The 22,680-nt window shown below is 69.9% G+C and carries 19 protein-coding genes, 1 tRNA gene, 1 pseudogene and 1 riboswitch; of the genes and pseudogenes, 9 read left to right on the top strand and 12 right to left on the bottom strand.

Annotated elements, in window-relative coordinates; genetic code table 11:
- The gene (locus tag ACYVL2_RS11435) at positions 1-1,401 is read left to right on the top strand and encodes a hypothetical protein (RefSeq protein ID WP_460543311.1); all 1,401 of its coding nucleotides are present in this window, start codon (positions 1-3) and stop codon (positions 1,399-1,401) included.
- Positions 1,402-1,428: 27 nt separating this feature from the next.
- On the opposite strand, the gene coaE is transcribed toward ACYVL2_RS11435, so the two are convergent.
- The 4 genes from coaE to ACYVL2_RS11415 all read right to left on the bottom strand — a co-directional run bounded on the left by coaE (position 1,429) and on the right by ACYVL2_RS11415 (position 7,900).
- The gene (gene coaE / locus ACYVL2_RS11430; RefSeq protein ID WP_460543309.1) at positions 1,429-2,619 is read right to left on the bottom strand and encodes a dephospho-CoA kinase; all 1,191 of its coding nucleotides are present in this window, start codon (positions 2,617-2,619) and stop codon (positions 1,429-1,431) included.
- 67 nt (positions 2,620-2,686) lie between these two features.
- On the bottom strand, positions 2,687-4,177 hold the full coding sequence (gene rpsA, locus ACYVL2_RS11425) for a 30S ribosomal protein S1 (protein ID WP_460543307.1): 1,491 nt from the start codon (positions 4,175-4,177) through the stop codon (positions 2,687-2,689).
- A 285-nt stretch (positions 4,178-4,462) separates the two neighbouring features.
- The gene (gene polA, locus ACYVL2_RS11420; protein WP_460543304.1) at positions 4,463-7,162 is read right to left on the bottom strand and encodes a DNA polymerase I; all 2,700 of its coding nucleotides are present in this window, start codon (positions 7,160-7,162) and stop codon (positions 4,463-4,465) included.
- Positions 7,163-7,282: 120 nt separating this feature from the next.
- Entirely contained in the window at positions 7,283-7,900 is a 618-nt protein-coding gene (locus ACYVL2_RS11415; RefSeq protein WP_460543302.1) for an ANTAR domain-containing response regulator, read from the bottom strand.
- 195 nt (positions 7,901-8,095) lie between these two features.
- Between ACYVL2_RS11415 and ACYVL2_RS11410 the strand changes: the two genes are divergently transcribed.
- Positions 8,096-8,169: transfer RNA gene (locus tag ACYVL2_RS11410), tRNA-Leu, on the top strand.
- Positions 8,170-8,258: 89 nt separating this feature from the next.
- Here ACYVL2_RS11410 and ligD read toward each other — a convergent pair.
- Entirely contained in the window at positions 8,259-9,164 is a 906-nt protein-coding gene (ligD, locus tag ACYVL2_RS11405; protein WP_460543300.1) for a DNA polymerase domain-containing protein, read from the bottom strand.
- Between the two features lie 466 nt (positions 9,165-9,630).
- Here ligD and ACYVL2_RS11400 point away from each other — a divergent pair.
- Positions 9,631-10,512 (top strand): annotated as a pseudogene (locus ACYVL2_RS11400) (anti-sigma factor RsbA family regulatory protein); the annotation flags it as partial.
- Between the two features lie 120 nt (positions 10,513-10,632).
- Here ACYVL2_RS11400 and ACYVL2_RS11395 read toward each other — a convergent pair.
- A complete protein-coding gene (locus ACYVL2_RS11395) occupies positions 10,633-12,513 on the bottom strand; it encodes a glycoside hydrolase family 127 protein (protein WP_460543298.1) in 1,881 nt (626 codons plus the stop codon).
- A 244-nt stretch (positions 12,514-12,757) separates the two neighbouring features.
- On the opposite strand from ACYVL2_RS11395, the gene ACYVL2_RS11390 reads away from it, so the two are divergent.
- On the top strand, positions 12,758-13,786 hold the full coding sequence (locus ACYVL2_RS11390; protein WP_460543296.1) for a LacI family DNA-binding transcriptional regulator: 1,029 nt from the start codon (positions 12,758-12,760) through the stop codon (positions 13,784-13,786).
- Here the strand turns inward: ACYVL2_RS11390 and ACYVL2_RS11385 are convergent.
- Positions 13,779-14,351, bottom strand: coding sequence for a DNA-3-methyladenine glycosylase I (locus tag ACYVL2_RS11385; protein WP_460543294.1), 573 nt, complete (start codon positions 14,349-14,351; stop codon positions 13,779-13,781). The two genes, ACYVL2_RS11390 and ACYVL2_RS11385, sit on opposite strands and share 8 nt — an antisense overlap.
- A 214-nt stretch (positions 14,352-14,565) precedes the next feature.
- Here ACYVL2_RS11385 and ACYVL2_RS11380 point away from each other — a divergent pair, with 214 nt between their 5' ends.
- The 3 genes from ACYVL2_RS11380 to ACYVL2_RS11370 all read left to right on the top strand — a co-directional run bounded on the left by ACYVL2_RS11380 (position 14,566) and on the right by ACYVL2_RS11370 (position 17,527).
- Positions 14,566-15,870, top strand: coding sequence for a cytochrome P450 (locus ACYVL2_RS11380; protein WP_460543292.1), 1,305 nt, complete (start codon positions 14,566-14,568; stop codon positions 15,868-15,870).
- A 39-nt stretch (positions 15,871-15,909) separates the two neighbouring features.
- Positions 15,910-16,677, top strand: a complete 768-nt coding sequence (locus tag ACYVL2_RS11375) for a class I SAM-dependent methyltransferase (protein ID WP_460543289.1) — start codon at positions 15,910-15,912, stop codon at positions 16,675-16,677.
- 82 nt (positions 16,678-16,759) lie between these two features.
- A complete protein-coding gene (locus tag ACYVL2_RS11370; protein WP_460543287.1) occupies positions 16,760-17,527 on the top strand; it encodes a class I SAM-dependent methyltransferase in 768 nt (255 codons plus the stop codon).
- Positions 17,528-17,533: 6 nt separating this feature from the next.
- Here ACYVL2_RS11370 and ACYVL2_RS11365 read toward each other — a convergent pair whose 3' ends face one another.
- Complete coding sequence (locus ACYVL2_RS11365) at positions 17,534-17,995, bottom strand: PPC domain-containing DNA-binding protein (protein WP_460543285.1); 462 nt, start codon at positions 17,993-17,995, stop codon at positions 17,534-17,536.
- 263 nt (positions 17,996-18,258) lie between these two features.
- Here ACYVL2_RS11365 and ACYVL2_RS11360 point away from each other — a divergent pair, with 263 nt between their 5' ends.
- On the top strand, positions 18,259-18,588 hold the full coding sequence (locus ACYVL2_RS11360; RefSeq protein WP_460543283.1) for a hypothetical protein: 330 nt from the start codon (positions 18,259-18,261) through the stop codon (positions 18,586-18,588).
- A 33-nt stretch (positions 18,589-18,621) separates the two neighbouring features.
- On the opposite strand, the gene ACYVL2_RS11355 is transcribed toward ACYVL2_RS11360, so the two are convergent.
- Genes ACYVL2_RS11355 through ACYVL2_RS11345 form a run of 3 tightly spaced genes read right to left on the bottom strand, consistent with a single transcriptional unit; the run spans position 18,622 to position 21,471 of the window.
- Positions 18,622-19,419 carry an energy-coupling factor transporter transmembrane component T family protein gene (locus tag ACYVL2_RS11355; protein ID WP_460543281.1) on the bottom strand — a complete coding sequence of 266 codons (798 nt, stop codon included), beginning with the start codon at positions 19,417-19,419 and terminating at the stop codon, positions 18,622-18,624.
- Positions 19,413-20,855, bottom strand: a complete 1,443-nt coding sequence (locus ACYVL2_RS11350; RefSeq protein WP_460543279.1) for an ABC transporter ATP-binding protein — start codon at positions 20,853-20,855, stop codon at positions 19,413-19,415. Before ACYVL2_RS11350 ends, ACYVL2_RS11355 begins: the two co-directional genes overlap by 7 nt.
- 7 nt (positions 20,856-20,862) lie before the next feature.
- Positions 20,863-21,471, bottom strand: coding sequence for an ECF transporter S component (locus ACYVL2_RS11345; RefSeq protein WP_460543277.1), 609 nt, complete (start codon positions 21,469-21,471; stop codon positions 20,863-20,865).
- Positions 21,472-21,507: 36 nt separating this feature from the next.
- Positions 21,508-21,611: riboswitch (TPP riboswitch) on the bottom strand.
- A 98-nt stretch (positions 21,612-21,709) separates the two neighbouring features.
- Here ACYVL2_RS11345 and ACYVL2_RS11340 point away from each other — a divergent pair.
- Positions 21,710-22,051 carry an MGMT family protein gene (locus ACYVL2_RS11340; RefSeq protein WP_460543275.1) on the top strand — a complete coding sequence of 114 codons (342 nt, stop codon included), beginning with the start codon at positions 21,710-21,712 and terminating at the stop codon, positions 22,049-22,051.
- On the opposite strand, the gene ACYVL2_RS11335 is transcribed toward ACYVL2_RS11340, so the two are convergent.
- Positions 22,052-22,633, bottom strand: a complete 582-nt coding sequence (locus tag ACYVL2_RS11335; RefSeq protein WP_460543273.1) for a DUF1349 domain-containing protein — start codon at positions 22,631-22,633, stop codon at positions 22,052-22,054. It lies immediately after the preceding gene.
- Positions 22,634-22,680 lie beyond the last annotated feature (47 nt).

The raw sequence follows: 22,680 nt of genomic DNA, 5'->3' as shown, positions 1-22,680 counted from the left end.
GTGAGCACCATTACCGCTACCTCTTTGAAGTCCGTCCTGCTCTGGACGCTGATCGCCGCGCTCGCGATCGGCACCGCCGGCTGGTTCGCCGTCTCCTGCGGGAGCGACCGCGCCGACGCCGAGCGCCCCGTCACCGAGGAGGAAGCCAGGGCGCTGGCCGAGCTTCGCCACCGCAACTTCGACTCCGAACCGGTCGCGGTCCGCCTGACCTACCCGGTCGAGGGCGAGCAGGTCGTCGTCGACGGCTACCTCGACTGGCGGACCCCGCTGCTGTACGTCCGCGCACCGGGCGCGGACGGCGAGGACCGCCTGGTGCAGGCGGTGCCGGGTCTGGTGGCCCACCGCGCCGACCACGAGACGTTCGACGACGTCCGCGTGCCGGGCCAGGGCTGGTCGACGCGGCAGATGCTGGCCGGAGGGGCCGCTCCCGACCAGATGATGTTCGACATCCTGGCCTCCTCCCTGTTCACCCTCAGCGCCGAGCAGGACGCCGACCCGGCCTACGTCGCCGAGCGCGCCACCTGGCAGGAGGAGGGCCTCGTCGACGGCGAGAACGTCGACACCTACCGCGCCCCCATCATGGTCGACGCCGGCCAGGCGACGGCCTCGAATCCGGAGGCGCTCTACTCGCTGGACGAGGAGGGGAGCATCCGGCGCTTCCAGGTCAACACCGGCGGTGCGGACCTGGCGTCGGTCGAATTCCTCCGCGAGGTCGAGTTCGACGCCGCCGGCCTCGAGCGGATCGATCTGCTCGGCGGCCCGCGGATCGAGCCGTCGACGGTCGACACGGACCTGGCCGAGACCCTCGCTCACCTGCGTCACGAGAACTGGTCTTCCTCGGCGACGGTGGAGATGACCGTGCCGGTCGGCCACGGGCGGGTCGCGAGCGGTCACGGCCACATCGACTGGCGCACGATGACCGCCTACCTGAACATCACCGAGGACGGCGAGCATCGGCTGGTGCTGGCGCGGCCCGGCGGCCTCGCCGAGCTGCCGGTCGATACGGACGAGCTGCCCGAGCCGCTGCCGGTCGAGGGGTGGGAGACGCACGCTCTCGGCGACGAGGACATCAAGGAGCATTTCGGGCAGCTCGAGACCCTCACCTACCGGCTGCTCGAGATGGCCGCCGAAGACCCTGAGGACCCCTCGACGATGGCCGAGGAGGCGTCGCTCCTGCGTGTCGACGAGATCGACGGCGAGCCGACGCACGTGGTCGAGTTCCCGGTGGTCGGCGACGCCCGCGCGGAGGCCGGTCAATCGGCGTTCCGGTACCACCTCTCGGGCGAGCGGCTGAGGAAAGTCGAGCTGATGACGCCCTTCGGCGTCGCCGGCGCCGAGCTGTCGTACGAGGACTACCCGATCGCGGCGATTCCGTGGTCGGTCAGCGAGCGGATCGGCTGACGACCGGATTCACCGCGAACGGCGCGGTCAGCACACCGGCGGGTGCCAGCCGGAGGCCTCGGCCCACCGGTTGGCGCGGGGCCAGCCTTCACGCAGGAACCACGGTTCCTTCGCCTCGGCGTAGGCCGTCACCGAGTCCACCTTGGCGGCCAGCTCCCCTTTGGCCTGGGCGTAGTCGGCGCGGGCCTGCGCGTCGGCGCGCAGCCAGTCGCGGAACAGGAGCGCGAACCGCTGGCCGGGGCTGTCGATGGGCCGGAAGTGGATGTGCGCGATGTTGCCCGGGTCGGCGTAGCCGTAGAGGCGCTTCTCCCACTCCGAGAGGTCGGGGCGATCGGGCTTCGGGTCGTCGAAGGCCTCGCCGCCGAAGAAGCCGGCCGCGCCGAGCTCCTCCTGCATCATGTCGACCGCTCTGAGGGTCACGACGGTGACCTGGATGTCGATGACGTCCTTCGACGGCAGGCCGGAGACGGCCGTCGACCCGACGTGGTCGATGCGGACCGCGCTCGGCCCCATCACGCGCCGCAGGCGCGCGGCCAGGTGTTCGAAGCGGCGCGGCCAGGCCGGGTCGGACTCGACGAACTGGAGCTTCTCGGGCCGGTGCTCCTCGCGGCGCAGGCGGAGGTTCTCGGCGAAGGGCACGATGCGCTCGTCCCAGAGCATCGCCACGCGCCGGCCGATCTCCTCGACGCCGTCGCGGTTGTAGAGGACGACGTCGCAGACTTCCCGGCGCTCGGCGTCGCTCGCCTGAGCGTCGATGCGTCGGATGGCGTCGTCGCGGGACATGCCGCGTTCGACGAGCCGTTCGAGCCGGAGCTCCCGCGGCGCCTCCACATCGATGGCGAGGTGGAAGCTCGGTGCCTGGCCGGTCTCGGCCAGCAGTGGAATGTCTTGGACGACGATCGCGTCGTCGTTCTGGGCATCGGTGAGTTCACGGGCGCGCTGGCGCACTCGCGGGTGGATGATCGCCTCGAGTTCGGCGCGGGCGTGCGCGTCGTCGAAGACGATCCGGGCGAGCCGGGCGCGGTCGAGGGCCCCGTCGGCGTCGAGCACTTCGGGGCCGAATCGGGATACCACCGCGGCCAGGCCGTCGGTGTCGGGGGCGACGACCTCTCGGGCGAGGGCGTCCGCGTCGACGACGTAGGCTCCCAGCTTCTCGAGCTCCGCCGCGACCGTGCTCTTACCGGCTCCGATGCCACCGGTCAATGCGACTTTAAGCACATCTAAAACACTACCCGCCCCAGGAGAACAACCTGGGACGGGTAGTGGTCCGTCAGCTTAAAGAGCACTAGCTCCCGGCGAGCTTCTCGCGCAGAGCGGCGAGGGCCTCGTCGGTGGCCAGCGTGCCAGAAGGCTCGGCCGGAGCCGCCTTCTTCTCCGCGGGCTTCTTCTTCTCGGCCTTCTCGACCTTCTCGCCCTCGGCGGGCTTGGCCGGCGGCTCGGAGATGGTGCGCTCGGCGATCTGCTTGCCGTGCTCCTCCCAGCGGGTGCGGGCCTCGGCGTACTGACGCTCCCACTCCTCGCGGGCCTCGTCGTAGCCTTCCATCCACTCGCCGGTCTCCGAGTCGAAGCCCTCCGGGTAGATGTAGTTGCCCTGGTCGTCGTACTGCGCGGCCATGCCGTACAGCGTCGGGTCGAACTGCTCCTCGTTCTCGACGAAGGCCTCGTTGGCCTGCTTGAGCGACAGGGAGATCCGGCGGCGGTCCAGGTCGATGTCGATGACCTTGACCATGGCGTCGGAGCCGACCTTGACGACCTGCTCGGGCACCTCCACGTGGCGCTCGGCCAGCTCGGAGATGTGGACCAGGCCCTCGATGCCGTCCTCGACGCGGACGAACGCGCCGAACGGGACGAGCTTGGTGACCTTGCCCGGCACGATCTGGCCGATCGCGTGGGTGCGGGCGAACTGGCGCCACGGGTCTTCCTGGGTCGCCTTCAGCGACAGGGAGACGCGCTCGCGCTCCAGGTCGACCTCGAGCACCTCGACCTCGACCGGCTGGCCGACCTCGACGACCTCGCTCGGGTGGTCGATGTGCTTCCAGGACAGCTCCGAGACGTGCACCAGGCCGTCGACGCCGCCGAGATCGACGAAGGCGCCGAAGTTGACGATCGAGGAGACGGTGCCCTTGCGGACCTGGCCCTTGGCCAGCTGGTGGAGGAACTCGGTGCGGACCTCGGACTGGGTCTGCTCCAGCCAGGCGCGACGCGACAGGACCACGTTGTTGCGGTTCTTGTCGAGCTCGATGATCTTGGCCTCCAGCTCACGGCCGACGTACGGCTGGAGGTCGCGCACGCGGCGCATCTCCACCAGCGACGCCGGCAGGAAGCCGCGGAGCCCGATGTCGAGGATGAGACCGCCCTTGACCACTTCGATGACCGAGCCGCGGACGACGCCGTCCTCGTCCTTGATCTTCTCGATCGTGCCCCAGGCGCGCTCGTACTGGGCGCGCTTCTTTGACAGGATCAGACGGCCTTCCTTGTCCTCCTTCTGGAGGACGAGGGCCTCAACGTGATCGCCCACAGCGACGACGTCTTCAGGGTCCACGTCGTGTTTGATCGACAGCTCGCGCGAGGGGATGACGCCCTCGGTCTTGTAGCCGATGTCGAGCAGGACTTCGTCCCGGTCGACCTTGACGACGGTACCTTCCACGATATCGCCGTCGTTGAAGTATTTGATGGTCGCGTCGATCGCGGCAAGGAGATCCTCGTCAGAAGCGAACTCGTCGACCGTGGTGCTGTTCTCAGCGTTGCTCGAGGTGGCCTCGATGCTGCTCGTCATGTGGGCTGGTGCTCCGGATACGTTCAGAATTGTGGGCTCGCGCCCGCGCCTCGCTAATGTACGGCTCCCGCAGGCGTCGCCGTCGACTGCTGACTCACGGCTCCGCAAGCGTGTTGTGAGGTGCGAGACGCGAATGCTCGCAGTTACCTGTTCGCCTGGCCGCCCTGCCGTCTCCGGCTCGTGCCCTGCTCCCTTCTGAGGACACGGACGTGCCTAGGCCAGTCCAGGTTACCGTGCGCGATAATCCCACGCCAGCCCGGGCCGCACCTGGTGTCGACTGACACCTCAGTGAGCGGCGGATTCCCACGACTCACCGAAACCGGCCGAGACGGTCAGCGGCACCGGAAGCTCCGCGGCGCCCGACATCTGCTCGCTCACGAGCCGCTCGAGGCGGTCGGCCTCGCCGGGCGCGACCTCGCAGACCAGCTCGTCGTGGACCTGCAGCAGCACCCGGGAGCCGAGACCCTGGGCGCGCAGCTCGCGGTCGACGTTCAGCATCGCGGTCTTCATGATGTCGGCGGCGCTGCCCTGGATCGGGGCGTTGAGCGCGGCCCGTTCGGCCATCTCGCGGCGCTGCCGATTGTCGCTGGTCAGGTCCGGGAAGTAACGACGACGGCCCATGATCGTCTCGGTGTACCCGGTCTTGCGGGCCGCCTCCACGGTGTCGCGCAGGAAGTCGCGGACCTTCCCGAAGCGGTCGAAGTAGTCGGCCGAGAGCTGCTGGGCCTCCTCGGTCGAGACCCCCAGCTGCTGGCTGAGCCCGTAGGTCGACAGCCCGTAGGCCAGGCCGTACGACATGGCCTTGATCTTGCGGCGGTGTTCGGCGGAGACCTCGGCGGGAGCGACGCCGAAGACCTTCGCGGCGACGGCGCGGTGGATGTCCTCGCCGGATTTGAAGGCATCGATGAGGACTTCGTCGCCGGTCAGGCTCGCCATGATCCGCATCTCGATCTGGCTGTAGTCCATGGTCATCAGCGACTCGTAGCCGTCGCCGACCACGAAGCCGGCGCGGATGTCGCGCCCGGCCTCGGAGCGGACCGGGATGTTCTGCAGGTTCGGGTCGGATGACGACAGACGCCCGGTCGCGGCCACGGTCTGGTGGAACGTGGTGTGGATGCGCCCGTCGGGCTGGATCGTGGACCGCAGGCTCGCCACGATCTGCTTGAGCTTCTCGACGTCGCGGAAGCGCAGCAGCTGCTCCAGCAGCGGGTGCCGCGTCTTGACGAACAGCTGCTGGAGGGCCTCGGCGTCGGTCGTGTAGCCGGTCTTGGTGCGCTTGGTCTTGGGCATCTTCAGTTCCTCGAAGAGGATCTCCTGAAGCTGCTTGGGCGAGCGCATGTTGAACTGGCGGCCGACGATCTCGTGCGCGGCGTCGGTCGCGTCCTTCGCCTTGGCAGAGAAGCTCGCCTCGATGTCGGCGAAGTGCCCCTCGTCGGCGGCGATGCCGGTGATCTCCATGCGCGCCAGCACCCCGGTGAGCGGGTACTCCATCTTCTCGGCCAGCTCCGCCTGCTTGCGCTCGGCCAGCCGCCCCGCCATCTCGGCGGCCAGGTCGGCGACGACTCCCGCCGCGGCGCAGTCGGCTTCGAAGCGGGTCTTGTCGTCGGCCATCGCCGCGTCGAGGCCGACCAGCGTCGCCTGCTTGGTCTCCTGGACGGTCGTCTCGAGCTCGCGGCCGAGGTACTGCATCGCCAGGTCGCCCAAGGCGTAGTTGCGCTGCTCGGGCTTGAGCAGGTAGGCGGCGATCACGGTGTCGGCCTTCAGGCCCGCCGGCTCGGGCCAGCCGGCCGCGTCGGCGCCCCAACTGAAGCCCTTGACGTCGTGGACGATCTTGCCGCGCCCCGCGTCGGCGAGCCACTCGGTCCAGACGCGGTCGTCTTCGGCGTCGAGCTGGGACGGGTCGAACCAGAGCGCGTCGCCGCCCTCGGCCAGCGCGATGGAGTCGATCGATCCGGCGCCGGACTCGAAGGTGCCGGTGTAGGCGACGGCCACGTCGCCCCGGTGGGCGTCGAGCCAGGCGCGCAGCCCTCCGGGTTCGAGGCGCTCGGCGTTGAGGTCGGCGACCTCGGGTTGCTTGCAGGCCGGCTCGCCGACGGCCTTGTCGCCGAGGCTGTTGTTGAGCCGCTCGCCGAGGGTGCGGAACTGCAGGGCGTCGAACAGGGCGTTGGTGTCCTCGACCGACCAGCCCTTCCAGGTCAGGGCCGGGAAGTCGGAGGGGAGTTCGAGGTCGTCGACCAGGCAGTTGAGGCGGTGGTTGCGCATGACGTCGTCGAGGTGGTCGCGGAGGTTCTGGCCGGCCTTGCCGCCGATCTCGTCGACCTTGGCGATGAGCGCGTCGAGGGAGCCGTATTTGGCGAGCCACTTCGCGGCGGTCTTGGGGCCGACGCCGGGGACGCCGGGGAGGTTGTCGGCCTTCTCGCCGACCAGTGCGGAAAGGTCGCGGTACCGCTCGGGCGGGACGCCGTACTTCTCCTGGACGAACTCGGGGGTGTAGTGGGCCAGGTCGGTGACGCCCTTGACCGGGTAGAGCAGGGTGACGTCCTCGCCGACCAGTTGGATCGCGTCGCGATCGCCCGAGGAGATGAGGGTGTGCGCTCCGGCGGCCCGGCCCTGCGCGGCCAGGGTGGCGATGATGTCGTCGGCCTCGTAGTTCTCCTTGGTGAGCCACTTGATGCCGAAGGCCTCCAGGACCTCCTGGATGATGGGGATCTGGCTCTTGAACTCGCCGGGGGTCTCGTCGCGGCCGTCCTTGTACTCGGCGTACTCGTCGGTGCGGAAGGACCGGCGGGAGACGTCGAAGGCCACGGCGATGTGGGTGGGCCGGTGGTCCCGCAGGAGGTTGATGAGCATCGAGGTGAAGCCGTAGACGGCGTTGGTGACTTGGCCGTCGTCGGTGGAGAACTTCTCGGCCGGGAGGGCGAAGAAGGCTCGGAAGGCCATGGAATGGCCGTCGATCAGCAGGAGGCGGGATTGCGAAGCGGTCACGTCTCAGAGCCTATCGACTGGCTCTGACAAGTCCCGGCCACGCCTCGCGGGGGCGGGCCTCAGGCGAACGGCCCGCCTCCCCGTGCGGGGCGGCGGGCCGCGAAGCGGGTCGGGGGCCGGTCACTCGGCGTCTTGGGATTCCTTCTCATTGGCCTCGTCGATGACGCGCTGGGCGACGTCGCGCATCGAGAGGCGGTGGTCCATGGCGGCGCGCTGGATCCAGCGGAAGGCGTCGGGCTCGGGCATGCCGTACTGGGTCATGAGCAGGCCTTTGGCGCGGTCGACGAGCTTGCGGACTTCGAGGCGCTCGTTGAGGTTCTCGACTTCCTTCTCCAGCGCCGTCATCTCGGCGAAGCGGGTGATCGACAGTTCGATCGCCGGCACCAGATCGGACTTCTGGAACGGCTTGACGAGGTAGGCCATGGCGCCGGCGGACTGGGCCCGGTTGATCAGGTCGCGCTGGCTGAAGGCGGTGAGGATCACGACGGGGGCGATGCGCGCGGACACGATCTTCTCGGCGGCCTGGAGGCCGTCCATGATCGGCATCTGGATGTCGCAGATCACCAGGTCGGGCTGGTGCTCCTGGGCGAGCCGGACGGCGGCCTCGCCGTCGGCGGCTTCGGCTACCACCTCATAGCCTTCCTCGGTGAGCATCTCGGCCAGGTCGAGGCGGATGAGCCCCTCGTCTTCGGCGATGAGCACGCGCTTGCGCGGCTCCTCGGCGGCCTTGCTCGTCATGCGTGTCCGTACCTTTCATGCGCGGCTGGTCGGTAGGGCGTGCGGCATCGAAGGCACACCAGGGACTCAGCTTATCCGCCGCGGACTCCGGCCGCACCTCCCTATGTCGAGCGTTTCGACGGCCGGGCCCGACTGCCGTCCGCTCCGCCCCACGGGTATCATATGCTGCGGTCCGGGCCTGTCTTCCCGGAGCCCGGGGCGGTATTCCAATTGGCAGAGAAGACGGATTCAAAACCCGTACAGTGTGGGTTCGAGTCCCACCCGCCCTACACCACAGACCCGTACGCCTTCACGGCTTCGTACGGGTCTGCTGCCTTCTGAGTGTTCTGCCTGTTCAGGTGGGGGTTCTCGGGTTCTGTCAGAGGGCGTCGAAGCGGTCTCGAGCCCGGGCGGGGGCGGCGGCGTGGTCGTCGATGTCCTTCCACGGGTCGGACTTCTGCGCGAGGCGTCTGCGGATCGTCTTGACGGTGTAGCCGTCGGGCTCGGAGCGGCCGAGCTCTGACCAGTCCAGCGGGGTGGCCACGGTCGCGCCGGGGCGGGCGCGCAGCGAGTACGGCGTGATGAACGTCTGGCCGTAGGAGTTGCGGCCGGCGTCGAGGAAGACGCGGTCGCCGCGGCGCCGCTTGCGTTGAGCGGTGGTCAGTCGGTCGGGGTCGCGGGCGGCGAGGTGGTCGGCGATGTCGGCCGCCAGGTCGCGGACGAACTTGAAGTCGGCTGAGCGGTCCAGTGGGGCGACCACGTGGTAGCCGCGTCCGCCGGTGGCTTGCACGAACGGCGTCAGTCCGATCTCGGTGTAGAGGTCGCGCGCCTGGCGGGCGACCGTTCGGAGTGTGGCCGTCGGGACGCCGTCGGGCGGATCGATGTCGATCACCAGGCGGTCGGGGTGGCCCTTTTTATCTATGGTGGACAGCCATATGTGGAACTCGATCGTGGCCTGATTCGCCAGGTACACCAAAGTGGCGGCGTCGTCGCACACCACGTGGCTGACCGAGCCGTCGGAGCGCTGCGGCACCTCGACGATGTTCACCCAGTCGGGGAAGTAGTCCGAGGCATCCTTCTGGAAGAACCCGTCGGCGGCGATCCCGTCGGGAAAGCGCCGCATGGTCAACGGGCGGCCGGTGAGATGCGGAAGCATCATGTCGGCGACCGAACGGTAGTGGTCGATCACGTCGCCCTTGCTGACGTGCTCGCCCGGATAGAACTCCTTGTCGAGCCTTGACACGTCGACCTCGTGGTCGGCGACGTGGATCGTCTGTGAGGCCATGTCAGCTCGTCTCCCGATCGACCTTCTCAAGCGGCGCCGCGGCGTCATGCGCGGAGGTACCCGGCCGCTCTCGCCGCCAAACTGACCGGCGATGCCCGGCGGTGGCCCCCGCCGGGACAAGACGGACGCCGCCTTCCCCGGACTGCTGACGCGCTCATCGGTCGGCAAAGCCACGACCAGGCCGAATCCCTTACGACGCAGGGGTTCGCACCGGAGCACAAAGGTCTCATTCACTGACCTGCGCCAATGCGAGCAGGCGGCGGCCATCGCGGCATTTGATCGCTCGGTACGGAGAGCTAAAATCAAAGGTGGCAAAACTCGGGTGCATCGTCATTCGAGGGGTCGCCGCGCTCGCCGTCGCGGATGCACGACAGGCGGGGACGGCGCGGTCCGCTGCGCCTGTCGCGGCCGAAAATGCAAGTCGGTGGCCGCGCGTCGCGGCCGCGACCATGTTCAAAGGAGATAAATGACCCCTGCGGCCGTTCATGAGACGAATGACCGGTTCGAACACCCTGCACTGTTCTACTCGGATACCGAAGAATATCTGGCCGGAACGATACCGTTCATCGACGCGGGGCTCGCCGCCGACGAGCCCGTGGCCGTCGCCGTGCCGCGGCAGAACCTCGAATCCGTTCGGGACGCCCTCGGCTCCTCGGCCGAGCACGTCCTCCTGGTGGACATGACCGAGGTCGGCGCGAACCCCGGGCGGATCATCCCGAGCGTGCTCCGCACGTTCGCCGACACGCACCCGGACCGCCGGGTACGGATCATCGGCGAGCCGATCTGGCCGGGGCGCACCGAACTCGAGTATCCGGCCTGCGTCCAGCACGAGGCACTGCTCAACCTCGCGTTCGACGGCCGCGCGGTCACCAAGCTGTGCCCGTACGACACCAAGGGACTCGGCGACTGGGTCATCACCGACGCGAGGGCCACCCATCCGGTGCTGATCGACCGCACCGGGGAGCACGTCAGCGACCAGTACGACCCCGACCGCATTCTCTGCGACTACAACCAGCCGCTCACTCCCCCGCCGCGCACGGCGCTCGAACGCGTCGCCGACGAGGAGACGCTCGACAACGCGCGCTGGTTCGTCACCGCCTACGGGCACCGGGCCGGGCTGACGGGCAATCAGCTCGTCGACCTCGAGATCGCGGTGACGGAGCTGCTGACCAACAGCATCGACCACGGCGGCGGCATCGGGACCTTCCGCATCTGGACCGATGACAAGCACCTCGTCTGCGAGGTGAGCGATTCGGGCCGGATCACCGATCCGCTCGTCGGCCGACGCCCGTCGGACGAGACCGATCGCCGCGGTCGCGGGCTGCTGCTGGTCAACCAGATCGTGGACCTCGTCCGCATGCACACCAGTCCCGTCGGCACGACGGTGCGGATCCACCTTCGACTTCCGGCCTCATTACACGAGGTGTTCCAGGGGGCACGGCCGCGGCCGTGCCCCCTGATGCCGCCGCTAGTCGGTCGGGAGCCACACCCGCATGGTGGCCGGTCCCCTGGTGGCCCGAAGGTGGAACGGGATGAGGCCGATCTCGGTCGCCGCCGCCGATCCGGGCTCGGTGGCGGGCCCGTAGGGCCAGGCGTCCGTCCGGTCGTGGAGGCGGCCGGTCACGGCCACCTTGCCGCCGTGGTCGGCCGGGGCCCCGGCGGAGTCGACTGTGAGGTCGGCGATGTCGGCGCCGCCGGGCAGGTCGACCGATTCGGCGCACAGGACCAGCGGACCGCGTTCGACGGCGACGCAGCCGCGGACGGCGTCGATGCGCGGGTCCGGCAGCGTCCACCTCGGTGCGACCGGCAGTTCGAGCCGGACGGTGTCGCCCGGCGCGAAGTCCCGGGCGACCTCGGCGGCGCCCGGTCCGACCACGCTGGTGTTCCCGTCCGGGTCGGTCACCGTCGCGCCCTCGGCCCAGGCGGGGACGCGCATCTGCAGCGCCCAGTGCCCGGCGTCGTTGCGGTCGACGCGGACGGTGATCGCGCCGTCGTCGGGATAGTCGGTCTCCACGGCGATCTCGATCGGTCCGCCGGGCAGGTCGGTGGTGATCCGGCCGGTCGCGTACTGGTGGAGCTGGAGTCCGCCGTCGTCGACGGTGGCGATGTAAGCCGCCAGCGACGCGAAGGTCCGCGCCAGGTTGGTCGGGCAGCATGAGACGTCGAACCATGGGGCGCGTTGCCCGCCGGCGGCGCGGTGGGACAACGCTCCGGCGACGGGCGCCTCGTCGGCGGTGCGCTGGTGGAGCGGGTTGGCGTAGAAGAACGCCTTGCCGTCCGGAGCCACGGCCCCTGCCAAGACGTTCCAGGCGATCCGCTCGATCGAGTCGGCGTAATCAGTGCGGCCGGTGGCCAGCAGCATTCTCCAGGCGGTCATGACGGCGCCGACGCCGGCGCAGGACTCGGCGTAGGCGCGATCGGGCGGGAGCGAGAAGTCCTCGCCGAACGCCTCGTCGGTGTAGCGCGAACCCATGCCGCCGGTGATGTGGGTGCGCCGGGCGAGGGTGCGATCCCATTGCCGCTGAACGGCTTCGAGGAGCTCGTCGTCGCCGGTTTCGACGGCGACGTCGACCGCGCCGGAGGAGAGGTAGAGGGCGCGCACGGCGTGGCCGCGCAGAACTTCGGCGTCGCGGACGGGCACGTCGTCCTGGTAGTACTCGCGGCCGAAGCCGCCCTCCGCGAGCGTGTGCCGGCCGTGGCGGTCGATGAACAGCTTCGCCTGCTCGAGGTAGCGTTCCTCGCCGGTGGCGCGGGCGAACTCGGCCAGCGCGACTTCGATTTCGGCGTGTCCGCAGATGCTCTCGATGCCGCCGGGCCCGAAGGTGTCGCAGACGTGGTCGGCGACTTTGCGGGCGACGGCGACGAAGTCGTCCTCGCCGTGGGTGCGCAGTCGCGCGACGGCGGCTTGGATGAGGTGCCCGTAGCAGTAGAGCTCGTGGCCCCATTCGAGGTTGGAGTACCGGGGCTCCTGGCCCGGGTGGCCGAACATGGTGCTGAGGTAGCCGTCGGGTTCCTGGGCGGCGGCGATCTGCTCGGTGAGCCGGGCGAACCGCGCTTCCAGTTCCGGGGATCCGTTGCGGCCGATCTCCCAGGCCATGGCCTCGGCGAGTTTGTAGATCTCGGAGTCGGAGAACTCGCGGCCGGCGCGTTCGAACGGCTGACCGGTCGCGGCCTTCGCGAAGTTGGCGAGCCAGCCGAGTTCCTCGAGCCAGTGCAGGCAGTGCCAGATGGTGGCTTCGGCGTTGGCCTGCTGGCGCCGGCCCCAGTAGCCGCCGGTGATGCGGACTTCGTCGAGTCCCAGGGGGCGAAGCGCGCCTCGGCTCGGCTGCACGGGTGTCGGCTTGTTCATCCTCTGCTGGCTCCTGTCGGGTCGGCTGCGGGGGTGTCCTGGCATCAGGAAAAGGTTTTCGGACGGATGTCGACGACATGTTATGGCCTGCCCGAAGCGGTGTCAACGCGCGTGGCCGAGCTGGCACGGGCCCGGACTCACAGCGCCGGGTTCGTCCGAAATCCGGTGCGTCGGTTTTTCCGCCGGTCGGCTAGAGTCGATCCGACTTCGCCCGCGCGGCGGGGCGAGCCGTGGAGGAGGACGTATGGCCGGACGTGCCGGTTCCCGTGGGAGCCGGGTGGCGACGCTGTCCGATGTGGCGAAACTGGCCGGTGTATCGGTGGCCACCGCCTCCAAGGCCCTCAACGGCCGCGACCACGTCCGGGCCCAGACGAGGGAGCGGGTGATGGAGGCGGCCGCCCAGCTCTCGTTCTCCCCCAACTCGCTGGCCCGGGGGCTGCTGGCCGGGCGCAGCGGCACGGTCGGGCTGCTGACTTCCGACCTGGTGGGTCGCTTCAGCCTGCCGATTCTCACCGGGGCCGAGGACGCTTTCGGGGCCGGGCAGGTGTCGGTGTTCCTGTGCGACGCGCGCGGCGATGCGATCCGTGAACGGCATCATGTGAAGGAGCTGCTCAGCCGGCGGGTGGACGGGCTGATCGTGGTCGGCGGCAGCACCGATCCGCGGCCGCCGCTGGCCGACGCGGTCGATGTGCCGGTGGTGTACGCCTACGCGCCGTCAGAGGACCCGGACGATCTCTCGATCGTGCCGGACAACGTCGGCGCGGGGCGAATGGCAGTGGAGCACCTGGTCGCGTGCGGGCGCAGTCGGATCGCTCACATCAGCGGCGACCGCGGTTACAGCGCGGCCCGGGACCGCGTCACCGGGGCGCTGGAGGGCTTGGGCGAGGCCGGGCTCGTGCCGGTCGGCGAGGTGGCTTACGGCACCTGGACGGAGGGCTGGGGCCGCGCCGCGGCGGGGATGCTGCTGGACCGGCACCCGGAGGTCGACGCGGTGATCTGCGGCAGCGATCAGGTGGCCCGGGGCGTGCTGGAGACCGTGCGCGAGCGCGGTCGCAGGGTTCCCGAGGACGTGGCGGTGATGGGCTTCGACGACTGGGAGGTGCTGACGACCGGCGCCAGGCCTCCGCTGACGAGTGTGGACATGAATCTGGAGGAGCTGGGCCGCGCCGCCGCCAGGGCGTTGTTCAACGCCATCGACGACGAGCCCGACAGCGGCGTGCGGTCGATGCCGTGCCGCGTGGTGATCCGGGGTTCGACCGCCCCGCTCACCTGACCGGCACGTGGCAGCCGGCCAGGTGATCGTCGACCATGCCGACGGCCTGCATCATCGCGTACGCGGTCGTGGGGCCGACGAAACGGAATCCGCGCCGCTTCAGCTCCTTGGCCAGCGCGGTGGATTCGGGGGTCACGGCCGGGAGTTCGCCGAAAGTCTCGGGCCTGTCGCGTTTCGGCGGGGCGAAGTCCCAGATCAGTTCGGCCAGTGAGCAGTCGAGCGCCATGGCGGCTTTGGCGTTGGCGATGGTGGCGGCGATCTTGGCGCGGTTGCGGACGATGCCGGCGTCGCCGAGCAGCCGTTCGGCGTCCTCGTCGGTGTAGGCGGCGACCTTCTCGATCCGGAAGCCGTCGAAGGCGGCGCGGAACGCCTCTCGTTTTCGCAGGATCGTCAGCCAGGACAGGCCGGATTGGAACGCTTCCAGGCTGATGCGTTCGAACAGGTCGTCGTCGCCGCGCAGCGGTGCGCCCCACTCGTGGTCGTGGTAGCTCCGGTAGATCTCGGGCTCGGCGCCCCACCGGCATCGGGCCAGTCCGTCGGCGCCGATGATCACGTCCTGTTCCATGTGCGCTCCTTCCTGCGGGTTCGACCGTACGTCGCGGGACCGACGGTTCTGGTCGCGGCGCGGGTCGGTCCTCGTGGTTGCGTCCGCCGCGCGCCGAGGGTTACGATTCGGACACGATCGGCGATCCCCACCCGCCGATGGGCTCTGGTCGAGTTGATCCCCCGCCGGCAGCTCACATCGACGAGGACCAAAGCGACCCTTTGAGGTGACACATATGAATACCAGCACGTCGATACCCACCGTCTCGGGCGCGCGCCCGGTGCTGGGCCACAGCCTCGAGCTCGCTCGCGACCCGCTCGGCCTGTTCATGCGAGGCCATCGCGAGCACGGTTCGATGTTCCGCATCCGAATGCCGCTCAAGGAGCTGGTGGTCCTGCTCGGATCGGAGCACAACAAGCTCGCCTTCGCCGAGACCGACCACAAGCTGTCCATCCGCACCGCCTATCCGTTCTTCCTGCGGATGTTCAGCACCGACTTCTACTTCTTCGCTCCCTACGACGAGTACAAGCGCCAGCGCCAGGTGGTGCTGCCGCGTTTCCAGGGCCGCCAGCTCGACACCTATGTGGAGATCATGGAGGCCGAGTCGAAGTCGTTCATGGACGGCATGGGCGACAGCGGCGAGCTGACGATCCCCGACGACTTCGGGCCGCTGATCATGCGGGTGGCCGCGCACGCGTTCCTCGGGGAGCGCTTCGCGGAGACCACCACCGACTGGTTCGAGGAGTTCCGCCGCTTCTCGGAGGGCGCCGACTTCATCACGCCCGGCTGGCTGCCGGCGCCGCACCTGCTGCGCAGCCGCGCGGCCGGCAAACGCATCCGAGAGCGGCTCCAGCAGATCGTCGACAAACGCCGCGCCGAGCCTGGCGACGGCGAGGACTTCCTGGACTACTTCGTCGAGGCCGAGTACGACGACGGCACGCCGGTACCCGACGACATCCTCCTGCACTTGATCATCATGCTGGTGTGGGCCGGGCACGAGACGACGACCGGGCAGATCTCGTGGGGGCTGATCGACCTGCTGCGCCACCCCGGCGAGTTGGAGCGGGCGCGCGAGGAGTTCGCGGACATGCCGGACTTGATGAGCGCCAAAGACGTCCGGCGGCTCGGCCATCTCGACCGGTGCCTGCACGAGTCGGAGCGGCTGCATCCGGTCGCGCCGATGATGGCGCGGAGCACGCTCGAGCCGATGGAGGTGGACGGGAGGCGGATTCCGGCCAAGTCGGTGGTGCTGCTGTCTCCGGCGGCCACGCACCGGCTCGAGTCGGAGTTCCACGAGCCCGAGTCGTATCTGCCCGATCGCTACGCCGAGGAGCCCGAGCAGCTGCGTCGGCTCATCGGGTTCGGCGGCGGTCTGCACCGGTGCCTGGGGATGCGGTTCGCCTACCTGGAGATGACGGTGGTGCTGGCCAGACTGCTGCAGCACTACGAGTTCACGCTGCTCAATCCCGATCCGCAGGCGATCACGGGTCAGGGCGCCAAATGGCCCGAGCCGACTCGGGTGGCCTACCGGCGGACTTAATCGCTTGCCGGTCCCTCTCGCCGCTGCGAGGGTGGGACCATGCGCACCGAACCGTCCTGGCGCACTTTCGAACGCGTCGCCGATTCCTACGACACGGTCCTGCCGTTCTTCGGCGAGATGGGCGAGGCGCTCGTCGCCGCGCTCGCCCCGGCCGCGGGCACCCGGGTGCTCGACGTCGGGGCGGGCAGCGGCGCGCTGGTCGGTCCGGCGCTGGCTCGAGGCTGCGCCGTCACCGGGATCGACGCGTCGCCGGCCATGCTCGACCGGCTCGCCCGGACTCACCCGGGTGCCGAGACGCGCGTCATGAACGCCGAGTCGCTCGAGTTCGACGACGCGAGTTTCGACCTGGTCACCGCCGCGTTCGTGATCCACCTCCTCGACGACCCCGCGAAGGGCGCCTCCGAGGCGTTCAGGGTGCTGCGCCGAGGCGGGCACTTCGCTCTGACTTCCGGGGCCGCTCCGAAACGGGTGGAGGCGAACGCGATCCAGGACGCGCTGGACGCCTTGTTCGCCGAGTTCAGCGCCCATCTGCCGCCGAACGGCGGCATGGGGTCGCCGGTCCCCCCGGCGGACCTGCTGTCCGAGGCGGGGCTCGTCGACATCGAGTCCCTGCACGCCGAGGTGAGCATTCCGGTGCCCGACGGCGACAGGCTGTGGGCTTCGGCGCTGTCGCACGGTTACCGGGCCTTCATCGACGACCTTCCGGCCGAGCGGCGCGAAGCGATGCGCTGGCGCATGCGCGCGATTCCAGGACCCGGGGCGGTGCTGCAGCGCGCCGCGCCGCTGGTCATCGGCCGCAAACCCTGACGCAAAGGAGCATGTCATGACCGTCGACCACAGCGGGCACGCGGAGTGGATCGAAGCCAACCGGGCGATGTGAGACGAACGCGTGCCGATCCACGCCGAAAGCGAGTATTACGACCAGGACGGTTTCCGCGAGGGCCGCGATGAGATCCGCGACTTCGAGGCGGCCGAGGTCGGCGACGTGACCGGGAAGCGCCTCCTGCACCTCCAGTGCCACATGGGGCAGGACACGCTGTCGTGGGCGCGCCGCGGTGCAACGAGGGTCGTGGGCCTGGACTTCTCCGAGCCCGCCGTGGCGGTCGCGCGGAACCTGGCCGCCGAGCTCGGGCTCGGTCCCGAGCGCGCCGAGTTCGTGGTGTCGGACGTCTACCGGGCCGCGGGGGCCGTGCCCGATGCGGACTACGACATCGTCTACACCAGCATCGGCGTCCTGGACTGGCTCCCGGACGTGCAGCGGTGGGCCGAAGTCGCCGCCTCGCTGGTGGCACCGGGAGGGTTCCTCTACATCGCCGAGTTCCATCCGTTCCTGCACGCGCTCGACTGGGAGACCGGCACCCGCGTCGTCGACGACTACTTCTCTGCGGAGCCGTACATCGCCGAGGAGCCGGGAACGTACGCCGCTGACGCGCCGCACACGGTCCACAACCGCAGTTTCGAACGCAAGCACACCCTCGGCGACATCGTCTCCGCGGTCGCGGCCGCGGGACTGCGGATCGAGTTCCTGCACGAGTTCGAGCGAACGGTCTTCCAGAGCTTCGGCGCGGACCGGCGCGGCGCCGACGGCTGCCTGCGGTCGGTCGAGGGGCGGCCGGAGCTGCCGAGGATGTTCTCGCTCAAGGCGAGCCGGACGTGAAGCCGGTCAGTCGTCGAAGGTCAGCACCGGCACGTCGTACAGCGACCGGTTCTTGATCCTGGTGGCGTTGGGGGCGGTGACCTCGACGATGATCATCTCGGTGAGGAACTGCACGGTGGCGCGCAGCAGGTGGCTGGTGTAGCCGACGGCGCCGTGCTGCCGGGTGCCGACGCTGAGGTGGATGTGCGGGGACACGGTCCCGTACTCCTCGTCCCAGGCGAGACTGCCCGCGCCGACCGCTTCGAGGTTGGTCAGGTGCACCGCCGACCAGACCGGCGCCTCGGGGTCCTCGGGTTTGGAGCAGGTGCCGGCCAGTTCGGCCTCGGACATGCCGGCGACGAACATGGGGATGTAGCCCTGCCGGATGCCGGCCTCCTCGCAGGCGCTGCGGACCGCTTTGAAGAAGTCTTCGCCGTGTTCGAAAGTGACCGCCACAGTGCGGCCGATGTTCAGGGCATTGAGCTTCAATGGACGCTCCCTCCGGCCGGGCGTCCCGGGCGACCTTGCCCGTGGCGACCCGATGCAGCCCGGCGCACATCGGACTCCGAGTTGTCTCCTGGCCACCGCCCACCACATGCCGTAGCTCGCATCTCGGTGCCCGCCAAGCATACGCCAGCGAGTTGGCACACCGGTTCCCTCCGTGACCGGCGCTCCGGACCGGGGACGGTCGGTCTCGCTCGGCTCCCCGAGGCCGCGTCCGGTGGCGGTGCCCCGCCGCCTTCGGCATCGGCGTGCCGGACGAGGCGGGCCGGCTCGAGTTCACACGCGTCAGTGACGGCGGCATGCACGGCCTGCCGGCCGTGGTACTGGCGACCGTCTGCGGTTACCGGGGACGGTCGGGCTCGTACGCCGTGACGCGCGAGCAGCTCGAGCGGGCCATCGAGCTGCTGGCTCCGGCCGAGGCCTGCACGGCGTTCGAGCACCCGAACCTGTGGGCCTGGCGGGCGCTCCTCCCCCGCCTTCAAGGTGATCGGGGCGCGATCGCGGTCTTCGTCGGCGACTGGGACGAGGCGAGCGACGATCCGCATGTCGCCCAGATGCGAGCCGCCGCCGGTCGGTGAGACCTTCGGCCAGGCGGTCCACAAGAACCGAGTTCAGGTGAGGGTGGTGAAGGCGCCGTAGGCGAGGCTGATCGCCACGGCGGCGGCCGCGACGGCCACGGCTCCGGCCAGCACCAGCCAGTCGGCCGGGCGCATCCGTTGAGCTCTCGCGTAAGTCCTCGGCACGTCCGAGTCGAACCCCCTGGCGTCCATGGCCGTCGCCAGACGCCCGGCTCTGCGGATCGCGCCGACCAGGAGCGTGAACATCGTCGACAGGAACAACCGGCCCCGGCGAACCGGGTTCCGGCCTCCTTCCATGCCCCTGGCCCGCCGAGCGGTCGTGATCTGCTGCCATTCCGCGGTGAGCAGCGGAAGCATCCGCAGCGCCGCCAGCGAACCGATGGTGAACCGCGGCGAGGTGCGCAGCTGCTGCGTGAGCGCGTCCGCCAGATCGGTCGGGTCGGTCGTCGCGAAGCCCAGCACACCGGCGGTCGCGGCTACGCAGACCCGGAGCCCCAGCGCCACGCCGTCGATCACGGCGTCGCTCGCGATCACCAGCGGTCCGGCCTCGAACCACACGCTCCCGGTCTTGTCGGCGGCGAACACCGTGTTCACCACCGCCACGGTCCCGGCCGCCAGCCACAGCCACTTCAGCCGGCGCACCAGCGGTCCCGGCCGAATTCCGGTGAACGGCACCACGGCCGCGATGGCGGCCAAGAGCAGCAGCGGCGTCAGCCAGTCGGCCGCCACCAGCGCCGTCGTCGAGACGGCGACGACCGCGGCGAGCTTCGCCACCGGGTTCGTCCTGGCGATCGCCGCTTCCGGGTCGCAGATCGGCGCCAGGGTCAGCATCGGCTCGCCTCTCGGTCGATCCGGCCGTCCTTCAAGACCAGTTCGCGGTCGGCCAGCGCGGCGGCGAAGTCGCGGTCGTGGGTGACCGCCAGGATCGCGGTGCCGTCGTCTCGGATGTCGGCGGTGAGGTCGACCAGTTCGCCCCAGGTGCGGCGGTCCTGGCCGAAGGTCGGCTCGTCGAGCAGCAGCACGTCGGGCGCGGCGGCGAGCGCGCCGGCGACCGACAGCCGGCGGGCTTCGCCGCCGGAGAGCGTGTGCGGGTTGGCTTCGGCGAGGTGGTCGAGGCGCAGCCGTTCGAGCAGTTCGGTGACGCGCCGGTCGATCCGGTCCTGCGGCCATCCGGCGGCGTGCGGCGCGAAGGCGAGCTCGGCTCTGACGGTGGCGGTGACGAACTGGTGCTCGGGGTCTTGGAACACCGAGCCGACGCGTGTGGCGAGTCGCCTGGCCGGGAGGCGATGGAGGGGGCGGGCCTCACCGGTGATGTGGGCCGATCCGGTGGTCGGCGGGACGAGTCCGCCGGCGAGGAGTGCGAGTGTGGACTTGCCGGAGCCGTTGGGTCCGGTGACCGCCAGCAGTTCCCCGGCTCGCAGGTGGAAGTCGACGCCGTCGAGGGCGGGCCGGTCGGCACCCGGGTGGGTCCTGGCGAGACGCTCGGCGCGCAGGCGGGTTTCGCCCGCTCCCGGGCCTTTTCGGGTCGGCAGTGGGATGCCGGGCGCCCATACGCCTTGTTCGGCGAGTGCCTCGCCGTGCTCGGAGAAGACCTTTTCCGGCGGCCCGTCGGCGACCGGCGTCCCGCCGGGGCCGAGGGCGATGACGCGGTCGATGAGGTCGAGGATGTCGCTGACTCGGTGTTCGACGATGACGAGCGTGGCGGACGTTTCGGTCAGCGCGGCTTTGAGGCCGCTGCGGACCGCTTCGGCGCCTTCGGGGTCGAGGTTGGCGGTGGGTTCGTCGAGCAGCAGGAGGTCGGGGCGGCGCGCCAGGACGCCGGCGAGCGCGAGTCGCTGCTGTTCACCGCCTGAGAGCGCGTGCGTGGGATGGGCGAGCGGGTAGGGGAAGCCGACCGTTTCGAGGGCTCGGTGGACCAGCGGCCATATCTGTGCTCTGGGCACGGCCTGGTTCTCGAGCCCGAAGGCGACGTCGTCGCCGCTGCGGGCCATGACCAGTTGGGTCTCGGGGTCTTGGAAGAGGGTGCCGACTCGGCCGCGACGCCGGATCGCGTCCTCGCCGTCGAGGAGGGCATGGCCGGTCTGCTCGCCGGAGTCGGTGGTCAGCAGTCCCGCGAGCGCGGCGAGCAGCGTCGACTTGCCCGAGCCGGAGGGGCCGAGCAGCAGGACGTGCTCGCCGGGGTCGATGCGCAGGTTCACGTCGGCGACCGCCGGGGCTCGCCGCCCGGCGTGTCGCCACGTGAAGTCGCGGAACTCGACCGAGATCACGGCCGGGTCAGATCCGCTGCCGGTCGCGTCCGGCCGGGAAGCGGTCGAGGACGCCGGTGGGCAGCATGGCTTTGACCAGGGCGCGGGAGCCGAGCCCGGCGATGACGGCGCCTGAGAGGATCGAGATCAGGAAGTACGGCACTTGGAAGGCCCAGAAGTCGGTGGCCTGGTAGTAGTTGCGGATGTCGAACAGGGCGAGGGCGACTGCGGCGAGCGCGCCGCCGACGAGGGCGGTGGCGGTGCCGAAGCGGCGGTATCGGGTCCCGGCGAACGCGAGCTCGCCGCCGAGCCCTTGCAGCAGGCCCTGGTAGACGACCAGGACGCCCCAGAACGATCCGAGTAGTGCGGAGAAGATCGCCGCCAGCGTCTCGGTGAACACGGCGGCTCCGGCCCGGCGGACGATGAGCGGGGCGAGTACCGCCGGGATGAGCCAGACGCCGTTGAGGACGGCTTTCAGCGGCGGGTAGAACGCGAGCACCGGTTCGAGGCCGGACCAGACGAACCCCCAGGCCCAGAAGACGACACCGAATGCGACGGCGAGGACCGCGCAGGTCACGATGTCGATGGTGCGCCAGCGGGTGCTCGCGGCGGGAAAGAGGCTGTCGTTGGCAGGCATGGGTGTCGCCTTTCAGGTGTGCGTGGACACGTCGCGACAGCGGTAGACGAGACTCCCTACGCCGGTATTGCCCGGATCAGGTTCGAGGGTCTGCGGGTGGTTCCCGCACTCTCAGCCGGTCGGCTCCCCTGTCGGCTTCGACCGTAGCACCGGCGCGGCGGCCGGTCGCCGGGTCGCGGCGGACCGGTGGCGTCTGAGGCCTCGGTGCCGCGTCGGCCCGGCTCGATACAGTGCACCGATGGCGACAGAGCAGGACTGGGAGCTGGTGCGGCGGCTCGTGGCCGCGCTCCCGGAGGGGACGTGGACCTCGTACGGCGACTTGGCGGAGCTGATCGGGACCGGGCCTCGCCAGGTCGGGGCGTACATGCGCGACGGCGACGTGCCGCGGGCCTACCGGGTCCTGACGGCGCGCGGCGTCGTTTCTGAAGGTTTCCGCTGGTCGGACGGGCGTCCGGGCGTCGATGTGCCCGAGCTGTTGCGCGCCGACGGTGTCACGGTCAACGCCAAGGGCGTTGCCGATCCGAGCGGGCGCATGTCCGTTTACGACCTGCGTCTGCTCGCGTTGGAGCTCGACGAGTAGCTAATGCGGCGCCAGGTCGGGATCGGTGAGCCGCCAGGAGTTGAACGCGACGGTCAGGCCCGCGCGGCTCGGCGCGCAGCAGAACGGTCCGGCCTCGGCGGTGACGTCCGGGTCGAGCGGGGCGAGGCGGACCAGTCGCCACGGCTCGTCGTCGACGCGGGCGCGAATGATCACCGAGTCGGCCAGGCGCGAGGCCCGGACGGTGACCTCCCTGCCGGCCCATTCGGGCACGGGAGCGGTCGACCAGTCGGAGTAGACGTCGGTGACGACGGCGCCGACTTGGAGGAGTCCGTCGGCGAATTCGAGGCCGGTCTTGATCCAGCGTTCCTCGTCGACGCGGATGAACAGGCCCGCCTGGTCGAACTGCCGGGCGAAGTCGGCGGTGAAGGACACTTCGACGGCCCGTTCGCGGTCCCATTCCTCCAGAAGCGCGTGCTCGCTGCCGTGGACGAAGCCGTAGCAGGTGTGGCGCCAGGCGTCGCTGGCTTCGGTGGCGGTGACCAGCAGGCGGCCGTCCTGCTCCAAGGCCGCGGCGGGCAGTGTCGTCCAGGTCCCGGACTTCCAAGGCACTTCGATGCTCACGGTATCGAAGCCTAGTGGTCCGGCGGCCGGGCCACTAGTGTCGTCGG

It is taken from the genome of Glycomyces halotolerans (genome assembly GCF_054779575.1).
This window is presented reverse-complemented; position numbering and strand designations above follow the sequence as displayed.